We start from the raw sequence: 12,083 nt of genomic DNA, 5'->3' as shown, positions 1-12,083 counted from the left end.
GCGCCTCGATCACCTGTCCATGCGTCAACTCCGCCGTGTCCCGCACCGGGCAGGCCGCATCCACCAGCTCCCGGATCCGTAACCGCGAGCAGAACCCGGCGATGACCGGTAACGCTCCGAGCATCTTCTCGACACTGGCCTGGCCCCACTGCGCACGCTGTCTCACCAGCCAGGTGATATCGCGACGACGATCACCACGGCAACCCGGCGATCTTCAAAAAGCCTCACGTGCGGAAAACGGGGCTAGCCACTCCGGACGCCACGGTCGCCACTGCCAGTGCGACCGCCGCGATTACCGAAAAGCGCCTCATAGGCGAAACTCCCTTACATAGTAGGGTATTTCTGCCTTACCCGGGGAATGATGAGGGATATTTTCGCCACAGACAAGAGGTGATGACACACCGACCTCAACTCCGACGAATACGTAAAGCAAAAAGGCGCAGTGACCTGCTAAGACCACGAATCGTAAAGGTAGCACGACAAAAACGTAGCCACCGACGATTCTCACACTTAACCGGCTGTCACGACACTCCGAAGATGGCTAAGAATTCGTCGGGTGAGCAGGCCATCAACAGCGACTATGCGCCTCCGCCTGTCAGATCGTTGCCTTCAACACACGATTCCGGCATCGAAGGGATGGGATTACGCAGGAGTCCCGACCACCTGGCCAGTGCCCGCCGGCGAGCGGCGACAGCCACACATTCGAGTCGATCGAGCGCGCCACCGCGCGTCTCCTCAATGCGCGCTAATACGCGCAATCACCTTCGCCAATGCTCGGCCGGTTTTTCCAGCGCCAGGCTTGCCAACCTGCATAATGTCCGATTTGAGCATTCCCACTAACACCATTCAGCGGGACATCATCCCACCCTCCGGGCGCTCCCCTGGCCTTCGGCAGTCAGCGCACTCCGTACACCACCTCAGCACGCGCTAACGCACACAACCGCCCTCGCTGACGCTCGGCCTTTTCCCAAGCCAGGCTTGCCCGGCCTGCACTTGGCCGATTTGAGCGTTCCCACAACACCGCCCAGCGAGACATCATCCCGCCTCCTGGGCTCCCCCCTCTGCCCCGACAGACAAGCGCACCCAGCACGCGCTAACGCGCACAATCGCCCTCGCTGACGCTCGGCCTGTTTTCCCAAGGCCGGGCTCCGCCCGGCGCTATCGCCACCAGCACACCCACCTCAACCCAGCACACCCACCGACCACGACCAAGCCATATAAGCACCCACCCTCACACGGCTTTGATGACCACGAACCTTCACCGAATCCGGCAAGCCACCCGCCCGTGCGCCCTCGCGAGATATCGTTCCTGTGTTTCCAGTCGCATCCCTCCAGCCGAGGACAAGATCATCCTCGCCGAACCGCGACAGTCGGAGGCCAGTCAGTGGTTTGATCGTTTTCCAACTAAATGAAACCGCCGTCAGCGCCAGGAAATCCCGCAGGTCAGCAAGTATGCTCCCCGCACGCGCGGGGGTGGTCCGGTGGATCGCAGCCCACATGATGTCCAGGCGAGATGCTCCCCGCACGCGCGGGGGTGGTCCGGTCTCGTCGATTCCGGCATCGTCGCATCGATCATGCTCCCCGCACCCGCGGGGGTGGTCCCACGACCCACGGATTAGGAGTTTTAGGATGCGGTATGCAGTCGAATGCGCGTGATCGCGTATGAGTGCAAAACGCCTTGTTGGCTAGTGCATGCGAGTACACGTGAGCGCACGGTGTGCCCTGTCAGCTCAACTGTCATTCGGCCACAACGCCGTCCCGATCTTGTCGGCCGCCTCGCGCTTGAGCCGCGGACGGACATGCTGATACGTCGCCTGGGTGAACGCCGGCGTGACGTGGCCTAGGAGCTCCTGCACAACCACAACGTCCACCCCCTCCTCAAGCAGCGGTCGTGCTTCGCCTGCCGCTCCGGTCGGTGAGCAGCCTGACCCGGGCTAGGGGGTTGGACTTACCGAGGTGGGAGGCGGCGGTGGCGAGGGCGGGTTTGGCGGTGACTCACCGCCCTTGTTAGCAAGCGCAACCAGTACCACCACCGCCCCGATGACCAACAGTGCACTGCCGCCAGCGAGCGTGGTCCGCCCTCGCTTAGTGTGAGGTGAGACCCACGTGCGTCCTCCGCCCGGGCGCCGCCGATAGTGTCCCTTCACATACTTCTTGGCCGCCAAGCCTTCCTCATTCACCAGGCGAAAGTGCCCTGTGCCTGACGGTAAGCGCACACCCCTGGGCCGTCTTCTAGCCATCGAGGCAGGCCCTTCCCTCCGAGAGGGCACATCGCTCGCTCTGGCTTGAGGGTTGACCAACGTGGAAATCGGTGGCGCGCTGGCCCAGCCTGGTCACCGCGCGTACGGTGAGCGCATGGCCCAGGACGAGGAGAAGCCGATCTGCAAGGTCTGCCTCGGAGCGGGCGGCGAGTGGATCGAGCTGAACGGCACCCAAGCCAAGCACAAAAAGTGGGTGCCGTGTACGACCTGCGACGGGACGGGACGCAGATGACGGACCCGATCACCTGCCCTGAGTGCGAAGGCAGGAAAGGGCAGCGGATAGGGGCGCATTTCATCGTGTGCCCGTTCTGCTGCGGCCGGGGATGGGTCGGCGGCGAATATGAGCCGGCGGAGGCCGCGAGCAAGCCTCCTCCGCCATGGCCGGCCGCGTGGGAGCACAAGGTCTGGCACGATCCCATCGTCGCCGCCGCGATCTCCTGCCGGTACTGCCTAGGGGCGGGCACCGTCACCAAGGTGGACGAGGCGGCCCGCACGATGGTCACCGCCGACTGTCCTGTATGCACCGTCCCGGACGATCAGACGGTCTGAGGTGCCCCAGTGGCTGCCGCTGAACCGTCGTCGGCTGACGGGACCTGCCCGGGCTTCCAATGGAGGCGCTACGGTGGCTACATGAGCGCTCAACCGCATGGGCCGGGCCCGGCCGCGGTGCCGGACCGCACACCCAAGGCGATCCGGGCCGCGCTCGCGCCCGAGGAACTGGACACCTTTGACCAGGGATACCGTGCCGCGATGGCCCGAGCTACCGAAGAACTCGACCTCGCGCCGGCCATTGCGTTCATCGACCAATGGTGGCCCCTCGCTGTCCTACGCGCTCACGGCGAGCATGACCGTGTGATGACAGCGGCGGCTCAGCTCCAGGAGCGCGCGGCCCGTGGCGAGGACCTGGGGACGATACCGCTGGATGAGGAGTTCCGGGCACGCCTGCGCGCCAGGATCGATACCGTCGGCTAGGTGTACCGGGTCGAACTGAATCCCGACGTCGCCGAACAGGTTGAGGCGCTTCCTGGGTCGGCGCTCGCGCCGTTCATGGAGGTTTGGACGACGTTGGAACTCAACCCGTGGGGGTTTCCGCCGTACAACGAGGCGAATCCGGACGGGGCCATGCGTGCCCTCCTCTGTGGTGATCACAAGCAAGGCTTCGCTGTCTTCCTCACTCTCGAAGGAAAGCGGCGAGTTGCCATTGTCAACGTGAGATGGGCCGACTGACGGCGGCTATCTTCTGGTGTCAGGGTTCGCATAGCGCCAGGCCTGCGTCGTTCAGAGGGCCGATGGACACCTTCGCCCCCGGGGGCGGTGGCGTCCTCGCGCCACATCGGATCGCCAGGATGGAGGGTGCGGTAGCGGCGACAGCGCGCCGGGCCGCAGGCTGCAGTCTCCCGCGCCTGCGAAGCCGATCCCGTCTCGCCTGTACCTGTACGGTGCCGCCTTGCCGTGCATCCTGCCAGGACGAGGGTCCACCGTGAGCATGAACGCGTCAGTGGCGGCTGGCATCCTGGCTGCGGGGTGGATGTTCCGCAGGGGGTAGCGGCCCGTTGGGACGGCCATGGGGGCAAGCGTAGGCACCGGTCCCCAAAAGGACCGGGGCCGTTTCGATACGGCCGGCGTTACTCGCCGGCGATCACCGTGTGCATCCAGTCCAAGCTGCCTGTCTTGAGGATCGAGTCGGCAAGTCTCTTTGCTGACGCGGTGTTCAGTGCCGACAAAGAGCTGTCGATCCACGGCTGCATGTGCCCATGGCCCTGGTCGCGGTACTCCACCGCTTGTATCAGGCACTCCAGCTTGTCGGCGTCCCGGCCGCACTGGGCCTCAAGGGAGGTCTTTTCCTCGTACTCCCCAACCGCCTTGCTCAGCATTCGGGCCACCACTTCGGGGAGGTGCCGGGTCTGGTCGGCCGTCACCTCTTCGTTGGGAGGGCAGGTCAGGTAACGCTTGCTGACGTAAGGAATGTCCATGATCCGGGTCTCCTGTGAGTCGTGAAAGAGGCACAGGAAGGCCGCACGCTCAGGGTCTGCCCCCTCCATCGCGGCAATGACGCTCGCGATTACCGCCGTCCGGAACGAATGCTCGGCAATGCTTTCCGGGTCTCGTACGCCCGCCACGAGCCATCCGGTGCGCTTGTATCGCTTGAGCAGCCCGATCTCGAACATCAGATCGGCGATGGCACTCATATCGTCTTTCACCGCACGCCCCTCACTGTCGCCGGATCATTCGCACAGCGTAAAGGACCGAATCCAGTTTCCGCTTCGATCCCGGTGAGACCGTTCCCTCATCGAGGACCCGGCAGACGGCGGCGGTGAGGTCATCCGCGGCTGGAGGAGCCAAGGCAGTGGGCCGTTTTGAGATCAGCGCCCACAGAGTGTGGACGATGACGTCGATATAGGGGTTCTGTGCGCTTAACCGGTCGATCAGGTGTCGTGCGAGGCGGGCTCCTCCCCAGGAGTCCGGGTCCATCGTGATCATGAAGGTGTCGCTCCACTGTGACTCGCCGATCTCCCCGATCCAGTACGCCCAGTAGTTCAGGTTGGCGACTTCGCACTGCTCCTCCGCGAACCGGGTCTCGACGAAGCGCGGCAGGGCGTCATGGTCGCCGAGCCGCGCCAAGCTGTGAGCGCCTGAACGGGCCACCGCCCATGACGGCGTCCACATGCTGGATCGATCGAGTCGCCGTTCCTCCGCCCGCTGGGTGGAGATCAGCCACTCGGCGATCTCCCCGCCACTGTCGAAGCTGGCGATGTAGTGCGCTTGCCTCCGGAGGAGCATCCCACCCTCGCCTTCGGGGTCGGCGCTCTCGGCCACCTGCCTGAGATGACGGAAGAAGTGGGCCTTCTCATCTCCGTGCAGAAGCGGCGCTCCCGCCACCGGACCTCTGCGACTGATACGCGCCGTCGCCGCCTGCAGCCCCACCGGCGGGATCGTCGTGAACGGCCATGCGAGCAGTTCCGTGAACGGGCCTGTCATCACCCATGAGGAGAGCGGATGATCCGTATCGTCCACTTTTCCCGGATCGCTATTAAGGATATAGGCGACGAACCGGTCTGCTTCCACGGCGAGGTCCAAGTGGAACAGCATGAGCGAGTCCACGCCGGAGCGCAGCATGAGTGATCTGAGCCGTAGGTAATTGCCAGTGGCGATAGCCATAAGTGGCCTTCGCCCGGATTCCCAGCTTTGTACTGTTGTCTGGTCAACCCTCAGCGTCTCGGCCATTTGTTCCTGAGTCATCCCAATCGACTCACGAAGGATCTTCAAAACGTAGCCCGAGATGCGGCCTTCTCGACCCCTGTCAGCGATACCCCGACCCGTGGTCAAGGTTCCTGCGCCATGAAACGAGGCCAAGATGATCGCCTCCTGCTGACACTCGTACTCCGGGTCGGTTCCGAAGTATCGACGCTGCTCCTACTGTCACTAGCGGTACCTGACTTTACTTCCCCCCTGAAGGTGGAACCGCGATTTGCGGGGCCGACATCAATGAATCGGCCCCGCACACGGTGAGGACACACCGGCACGGGGCCTTGATCGCACGTAGGAGGTGCGACCCGATGGAAGAGAATACGCCGCCGCCAGACCCAGCGGTAAGCGGGTCACCGGAATTCACCCGAAATGGACTGAATGCGACGCGCGCCGATGATTACCCCTGTGACGGCATCGCCACCCCGGCAACAGCACCGAAAAGCGAGCCCGCCTATGAGCGCGGGCACCTGTTCGTCTGGGACGTCGAAGCCGGTGCGAGCGGGGCGAGCGGCGTGACGGACAGCCGATACGGTCACGCGCGACAGGAGATGCTGCGTGCTCTGGACACCTATCCCTGTGGGCGCGGCCGGGTGCGGCATGCCTGGGTGCCTGCGTACGGCGGGATCTACGACTACGGCGCGACCCTTGTGACCGCCTACCGAACGGAAAGGGTCTCCTGCCTCGTTCGCGGCGACGCCTGGGACAGGGCCGCCTCCTATGACCTTGACGACTCGGCGCGGCAGCGCGGTTCGGACACTGCCCTGCCGTACGGCACCGGGCGGTCGGTGGCCCCTGGGCGCGGGCAGCCGGATCTCAGACGGCCCGCCTGCCTGCGTCTCCCTCTGGCGAAGGCGGGCCATAACCGATGACGCCCACGAACTGGCGCAGGAGCGTGGCGCGGACCCCGCAGCACCACACGACCGGGTGTACCCATAGGCGCGGCCGGGCCGGGACCAGGGGCTCCAGCTCCGGCCACGCTTCCTTGATCGAACACGGCGGCGCGGCGAGGGAGCCTGGCGCGCTGTCGTGCCGTACGGCGGGACGGCGCGGGCCCGCCGGGCGCGGGCGGGTCCGAGGTGATCTCCTCGCCCGCGCCACCCCACAGTCTGCGCGGCGGCCCCCTTCCCATCACCCAGGGCCATGCCGCGCCGCACGGTGAGCCGGTAGCCCCCGTGCCTGCGCGGGCGGGCGCCCCACAGCCCGCCCGCGCACTCCACTCAGAGGCGTGCAGTGGACCGCCTGAGCCTGTGGGAAGGCGCCCACCTCGCGGCGATCGAGACCACCTTCCCCGGCTGGCGCATCCTCGTACGCAACCGCTGCTGGTGGGCCACCAAGCACACCCCGCCCACCCCCGCCCAGAAGACCGCCGGAGTCCTGCACCAGTTCGCCCGGCCCGGACCGCTGGAACTGGTGGCCGCGCTTACCGATCAGCTCGGCATCCTCAGCCGAATGGGCGCGGCCTGAACCACAAAGCACCACACCGCCGTAGTTACCGATCAGCATGGAGCCGACATGACCACCCTGGCCACCGGGCCTGAGTACATCGCTTCCCCCCGGAGCACGATCCGAGCGGACCTGTTCGCCCGGCTCGTCGCGCGCATCGCCGATGAGTACGAGATGCCCGCCGAACGCGCGACGCGCGTCATGGAACAGGCGCTCGCGTTCCTGATCGCCTGCTCGATCCACCCGCACGCCGGCCTGTCCCCCTCCCCCGAGGTGGACAAGGGCTGGCACGCGTTCCTGCTGTTCACCCGCGAGTACGGCGAGTTCTGCCAGCGCTACGCGGGACGCTTCATCCACCATCACCCCGGCGAGCCGGATAGCGGCGTCACGAGAGTCGGGGCCGCCGTCGAGGCGATGCGCGCGGTCGGCCTGCCGGTCGATGCCGAGTTGTGGATTCCGTCCAGTGAGTGCAGCCAGTGTTACCAGGGCTGCGTCGACGATCCGAGGAACTGACGTGACCCGATTCCAGTGGGAGGACCTTCCCCAGGCCGTCCGCGATGCGGTGCAGGACCACGCCGGGCCGGTAGTGAAGGCCGAGACGGCGACGGCCGGGCTCATGCCCGGGGTGGCCGCTCGGCTGCACCTCGGGGATGGCGGCAGCGTGTTCCTCAAGGCGTGCCCCGCCGATCATCCGGCGGCGAAGCTGTACGAGCGGGAACTGTGGGCGGGTCGCGTCCTTCCCGCTGCGGTTCCCACTCCGCGCCTGCGCTGGTCGAGTACCGAGCTCGGGTGGATTGCCATGCTGCACACGTTCATCGACGGGCGGGCGGTGGACCTGTCGCCAGGGTCGCCCGATGTTTCGGCAGTGCTCGGCCTGGTGGCCGAACTCGGGTCGTACCTCACGCCGTACCCCGGCGACGACGCGCCGCCGGTTTCCGGGAACGTCTCGGCTTTGCTGGCGAAGGGCCGTCACCTGCTCGACCGTGGGACTCTGGCCGAGCAGGCGCTGTACGTTGCGGCGCTCGACAAGTGGGATGTCGCCGAGCTGGAAGGCGCGACCCTGCTGCACTACGACCTGCACGCCGGGAACCTCAAGGCGGTGGGCGACCAAGTGTTCGTTCTGGACTGGGGGTTCGCCTGTCAGGGGGCGGGGTGGGTCGAGCCGGTGATGTTCGCTCCGCGGCTCATCGAGGCCGGGCACACGCCCGAACGCGTCGAGGAACTGCTGATGGACCTGCCCGCGTGGCGATCGGCTCCCGGCGACGGCGTGACCGGGCTGGTGGCGCTGTGGACATTGTTCCGTCTCTACAAGGCCATGCACGGCCCTGAGGAGGTGCGGGATTTCCGGGGCCGGGCCGCGGCGGCCGGAAAGGCATGGTTGAGGTACCGGCTCGCCTGACCGCCCCATGCACGAGCCCCGCCGGACCCGCGAACGACCAGTGAGCGACCACACGAGACGAACCGCTCACCGCGAGCGCTCCTCTGGGGGAGGAAGCACTGGTCAGATGGGGTGTGGGTGGTGGGGCGCCAGGGGCTCGAACCCTGAACCTACAGATTAAAAGCGCCCTTGATCACTACCGCGTGATGCCAGCACATGTCGCACTCTGCGATTTCAGCCACTATGACACCCGCCGGAATGTCCGGCTGTGACTATGCCTGCCGTGCCATACCGCTAACATGCGAGCAACCACCGAGCAACCGTCCCCGGCTGTAGGCGGATCTCTACCCTCCTGATCTACGAAGCTCAGCAAGACACTTCAGCGCGTGGTACGCCCGAGATTCGTTTCATGGCCTTGGATCAACAGTGCGAAGAAGATTGAGCAACCCATCGACTATCCGGTAGTGCTCGTCAGACAGCGGGTCGGGAGTGAAGTGCATGAGCTCGTTACGAATCTTGCGGACATCCTCCAGGCGCCTCAGGAAAAGATCATGGTCAAGATTCCATTCCAAAGCCGACCAACGTTGGGGGTCTTTCAAAAGAAAGCCATAGTCACCGAAGGTTAGATCGGCGGCGCGGTGCACTCTGTTTCTTCTGCGGTCCTGTACGGCTTCTCGGAGATCAGCCACGCTGAACACTTCATCGGCGGCACGCCGGAGCCTGTTCTCGGCTTCCTCGATCAACACGAAGGGGCGTGCGAGCTCTCCGAATTGGCCTGTAAGGTCGGCAGCCGTAAGGATCCCCGTCACGCGCACTCGGTCGGCGTCCCGTACGAAAACGAAGCCTTTGTCATAAATTGCCCTGATCTGATCGAGCAAAATTGCATCGTGATCGACGACCAGGGCCGGAGTGATAACGTCCCGTAAGGATGGGTCGCTCGACGCGATGTGAGCCCGCCCAATCGATTCCCAGCTCACTGCACCATGATAGGTCCCATCCTCGTCAATCACAGCGATCTGTGAAAACTGATATTGCACCATCAAGGTCTTGGCGTATTTCAGCGTCACTGTGCTTGGAACCGAGACCAACTGCGCGGGCAGGCTACCCAAGCGCAACGTCATATGTTCCGGTGCGGATACATCCTCAGTGTTAGCGGCATCCTCGTCACTTTCCGCACCAGAGCCCGGCTCCGTGCCTAGTGGAACTAACGCGATCTCGTCTCCAACGGAACCTTCTGTGAAGGGAGGGCGGGTCGTCAGTCCCTTGGTGGCCAGATCCGCCTTGATAGTCGCGATCACTGCGCTGGTCCGGCGCCGCTCACCCCAGTGCTCGAGCAGCGTACGAATCGTCAATCTACGCGGGTGGGCGAGATCGCGCGATACAGCATCTTCGAGGAGCTCGTCCGAACTAGTAACGACTTCTTCTCCTTCTATGCCTGGATCAGTGCCGACTTCGGCAACCTGAGCAACACGATGTGCGGCATCATTGCGTGTCAGCCCGCAAACGGTTAGCAGAGAACCCAGACTTGCCAGCAAATCAGGCCTGATCGCCGTTCGCGGAACCTCCCGGCGGAGCCAGTCGACCGCACGTACCTGCCGGAAGTCTTCGGACTCATGAGACCGATATTCGTACGGGCCGGTGATCTTTCCGATGGCGAAGCGGCCGGGCCGCGTCCTCAGCGGCATGACCACGAGATCTCCTGCGCGGATCTCCGCGGCGAACCTCCACAGCTGCCCCGTCCAATTGGCTATGACATTGCCTGCAGCCGTCGGGTATGCACTTCGGAGGGCTTCCGAGAGCTGGTCCCGCATCGGATACCGGCGTAGGTCTCCCACCTCTTGCCAGCCGACGATGACGAGACCTTCCTCAAGCGCCCGCGCCTCACGTTGTCCCTCACGACCACCACGAATCATCCACGCTCGTGGCTCGCCAGTGCGCCGAACGTTGTCGTACATACATCTACCCCATTCCATACGCCTGATCTGCAGAATCTTCCAGATGTGGCTCGTTGGGCCAAGAGGAACGCTGAAACATCCCGATTTGTGAAGGTTGCGCTTCCCACGGGGGCCAGATGTCCCGCCGGACCCCGAACATCCGGGCATAACATGGGACACCCTGGCACCTCACGACACGCTCTATGCCGCTGACCAGGAGCAGCGCCCACCGATTCGTGTCCGTTCCAGCCGACCACGCTCAGGCCACTCCGGCACTATGGTGACCGCCTACGCCTCGGTCCTGCCCGGCCTACTGCCACAACGACCGCATATAGTGGGGTGACCACAAATCTGATCACGCAGCCTGTCGGCGGGGTCGCCCTCAGCGGCGGTGACGTTCGCTGCGGATACGGGCTCGTTCGCAGCGTTGGGCGGCCAGCACGTCGGGATGGCGGGCGTTGGCGTTGCGCCACCACAGGTAGGCCTGCAATCTGCCAGCCAGGACGACATGGTTGGGATGGTCGGAGCCGGCGATCACGAAGGTGCGCAACGGCCCCGAACTGCGGCTCGATCGGATTGGCCAAGGAGGCGTAGGTCGGACTGAAACACAGTTCGACCTTTTGTGTGGTGGCCCAGGTGCGGATCGCCGGTGTCTTGTTGGCCAACAGGTTGTCCAAGACGATGTAGACCGGAGCACCGTCCAGGCGGGCGGCGCGGATCGACTTCAACGCGGCCCAGGTCTTGACGCCGCTCTTGCTGCGCCGGGTGAGGCCCCACAGGGCGTCATCGCCCAGGGAGTAGCAGCTGTGGAAATAGCGCACGCCGTGGGTGCGCCTATAGGTCGCCGACAGCCGTGCGGGCAGGCCACGCCGTGCCTATCCGGCGCCTGGGCAGAGCCCGATCGACAACGGCCCGAACTGGTCGAAGGCGAAGCAGCGGTTCGGGAAGCGGGCGGTGGCCTCCTCGATCCGGTCGAGTTTGGCGTCGAAATCCAGGTCGTTGGAGGTCTTCCAGGTGCGGGTGCGCTGGAAGGTGACGCCGTTGCGGTGCAGCAGCCGGCGCAGGTGCTCGTGCCCGATGTTGATCGGCCGGTCGCTGTGGCGGGCCAGGTGGTCGGCGAGTTTGCGCAGGCTCCACTGGGGTGAAGGGAAGTCCCAGCGGGCCAGGCGGGTGGTGGCCGTCGCGACGATGAACGCGATGTCATCATCACTGGTCAGGCGGGGACGGCCTCCCGCCCGCCGAGGGCCGGCACGGCCAGCCCCGCTCGTTGAAGGCGCGGATCACATCGTGCACGGTGTCTTCATCGCGGCGACCAATCGCGCGACCGCCGGGGCAGGAGTACCGGACGCCGACGCCATGGTGATCACCGCCCGGCGCATCCGGATCGATCCGTGCTTGCCTCGCCGCACGATCTGCTGCAACCGGCGGCCTTCGTCCTCGGTCTATCGCCGTGCCCTGACCGGCTGTGCTTCACGCACCTCAGCCTCGATGGCACAACATGTGTGCATCGAGCCTGGCCAATCATCGGCTCACCTCCTCCGGACCCGGTGAACGTTCATGGACGCCCCACTAGTGTCATGCGCCAGAAATTCGTCGCATAAATATGTATGCTCGTTGTGTGTCGACTCCAGGTCCATCCGCAGTGGAGATCCGGCTGACCGATGCCGAACGCGCCCGGCTGATGGCCGTGGCCGCCGACCCGTCGAGACTGGCGATCAGAGCACGGATCGTACTGGCGTGCGCGCAGCCGGGCGCCACTAACGCGCAGGTGTCGCGCGACCTCGGGGTGTCGGTGCATACCGTGCGCAAGTGGCGTTC

14 protein-coding genes and 1 pseudogene are annotated in these 12,083 nt (G+C 65.0%); 9 read left to right on the top strand and 6 right to left on the bottom strand.

Features of this window, described 5'->3' with window-relative positions:
- A partial coding sequence (locus tag DP939_RS44770; protein WP_225878402.1) for a DUF4277 domain-containing protein occupies positions 1-124 on the bottom strand: 124 nt, incomplete at its 3' end.
- A 1,606-nt stretch (positions 125-1,730) separates the two neighbouring features.
- Entirely contained in the window at positions 1,731-1,871 is a 141-nt protein-coding gene (locus DP939_RS46660) for a hypothetical protein (protein ID WP_158579019.1), read from the bottom strand.
- 430 nt (positions 1,872-2,301) lie between these two features.
- On the opposite strand from DP939_RS46660, the gene DP939_RS45865 reads away from it, so the two are divergent.
- From DP939_RS45865 to DP939_RS44755, 4 genes are all read left to right on the top strand, one after another.
- The gene (locus DP939_RS45865) at positions 2,302-2,493 is read left to right on the top strand and encodes a hypothetical protein (protein ID WP_147268429.1); all 192 of its coding nucleotides are present in this window, start codon (positions 2,302-2,304) and stop codon (positions 2,491-2,493) included.
- Positions 2,490-2,810 (top strand): hypothetical protein, encoded by a 321-nt coding sequence (locus tag DP939_RS44765; RefSeq protein WP_147268428.1) that lies wholly within the window; start codon positions 2,490-2,492, stop codon positions 2,808-2,810. Before DP939_RS45865 ends, DP939_RS44765 begins: the two co-directional genes overlap by 4 nt.
- Positions 2,811-2,891: 81 nt before the next feature.
- Positions 2,892-3,233 (top strand): DUF6247 family protein, encoded by a 342-nt coding sequence (locus DP939_RS44760; protein ID WP_147268427.1) that lies wholly within the window; start codon positions 2,892-2,894, stop codon positions 3,231-3,233.
- Positions 3,234-3,488: a hypothetical protein gene (locus DP939_RS44755; protein WP_113986918.1), complete on the top strand. Its 255-nt coding sequence runs from the start codon at positions 3,234-3,236 to the stop codon at positions 3,486-3,488. It begins immediately after the preceding gene.
- A 398-nt stretch (positions 3,489-3,886) separates the two neighbouring features.
- Here DP939_RS44755 and DP939_RS44750 read toward each other — a convergent pair whose 3' ends face one another.
- Both DP939_RS44750 and DP939_RS44745 read right to left on the bottom strand, forming a co-directional pair.
- The gene (locus DP939_RS44750; RefSeq protein ID WP_225878948.1) at positions 3,887-4,462 is read right to left on the bottom strand and encodes an HD domain-containing protein; all 576 of its coding nucleotides are present in this window, start codon (positions 4,460-4,462) and stop codon (positions 3,887-3,889) included.
- Between the two features lie 10 nt (positions 4,463-4,472).
- On the bottom strand, positions 4,473-5,528 hold the full coding sequence (locus DP939_RS44745) for a helix-turn-helix domain-containing protein (RefSeq protein ID WP_225878950.1): 1,056 nt from the start codon (positions 5,526-5,528) through the stop codon (positions 4,473-4,475).
- A 290-nt stretch (positions 5,529-5,818) separates the two neighbouring features.
- Between DP939_RS44745 and DP939_RS45860 the strand changes: the two genes are divergently transcribed.
- The 4 genes from DP939_RS45860 (at position 5,819) to DP939_RS44730 (ending at position 8,352) form a co-directional block, all read left to right on the top strand.
- Entirely contained in the window at positions 5,819-6,379 is a 561-nt protein-coding gene (locus tag DP939_RS45860) for a hypothetical protein (protein ID WP_147268426.1), read from the top strand.
- Between the two features lie 361 nt (positions 6,380-6,740).
- A complete protein-coding gene (locus DP939_RS44740) occupies positions 6,741-6,974 on the top strand; it encodes a hypothetical protein (RefSeq protein ID WP_113986916.1) in 234 nt (77 codons plus the stop codon).
- Positions 6,975-7,022: 48 nt separating this feature from the next.
- Complete coding sequence (locus DP939_RS44735; protein ID WP_113986915.1) at positions 7,023-7,466, top strand: glycine-rich domain-containing protein; 444 nt, start codon at positions 7,023-7,025, stop codon at positions 7,464-7,466.
- Between the two features lies 1 nt (position 7,467).
- Positions 7,468-8,352, top strand: a complete 885-nt coding sequence (locus DP939_RS44730; protein ID WP_158579018.1) for a phosphotransferase family protein — start codon at positions 7,468-7,470, stop codon at positions 8,350-8,352.
- A gap of 386 nt (positions 8,353-8,738) precedes the next feature.
- On the opposite strand, the gene DP939_RS45855 is transcribed toward DP939_RS44730, so the two are convergent.
- Together DP939_RS45855 and DP939_RS49610 are read right to left on the bottom strand one after the other, a co-directional pair.
- Positions 8,739-10,286: a CBS domain-containing protein gene (locus DP939_RS45855; RefSeq protein WP_147268425.1), complete on the bottom strand. Its 1,548-nt coding sequence runs from the start codon at positions 10,284-10,286 to the stop codon at positions 8,739-8,741.
- Between the two features lie 361 nt (positions 10,287-10,647).
- Positions 10,648-11,686, bottom strand: a pseudogene (locus DP939_RS49610) (IS630 family transposase).
- Between the two features lie 197 nt (positions 11,687-11,883).
- On the opposite strand from DP939_RS49610, the gene DP939_RS49605 reads away from it, so the two are divergent.
- Positions 11,884-12,083: helix-turn-helix domain-containing protein (locus DP939_RS49605; protein WP_199565813.1), on the top strand; the 200-nt coding region annotated here is incomplete at its 3' end.

Origin of the sequence: Spongiactinospora rosea (assembly GCF_003315795.1) — a bacterium.
Lineage (GTDB): Bacteria > Actinomycetota > Actinomycetes > Streptosporangiales > Streptosporangiaceae > Spongiactinospora > Spongiactinospora rosea.
The sequence above is the reverse complement of the archived record's forward strand: the minus strand, read 5'-3'. Positions and strand labels throughout refer to the sequence as shown.

Excerpts from the sequence above, each read along its gene's own strand:
- DP939_RS44765 (WP_147268428.1), top strand. The coding sequence starts at position 2,490 with ATGACGGACCCGATCACCTGCCCTGAGTGCGAAGGCAGGAAAGGGCAG.
- DP939_RS44760 (WP_147268427.1), top strand. The coding sequence starts at position 2,892 with ATGAGCGCTCAACCGCATGGGCCGGGCCCGGCCGCGGTGCCGGACCGC.
- DP939_RS45860 (WP_147268426.1), top strand. The coding sequence starts at position 5,819 with ATGGAAGAGAATACGCCGCCGCCAGACCCAGCGGTAAGCGGGTCACCG.
- DP939_RS44735 (WP_113986915.1), top strand. The coding sequence starts at position 7,023 with ATGACCACCCTGGCCACCGGGCCTGAGTACATCGCTTCCCCCCGGAGC.
- DP939_RS45855 (WP_147268425.1), bottom strand. The coding sequence starts at position 10,286 with ATGTACGACAACGTTCGGCGCACTGGCGAGCCACGAGCGTGGATGATT.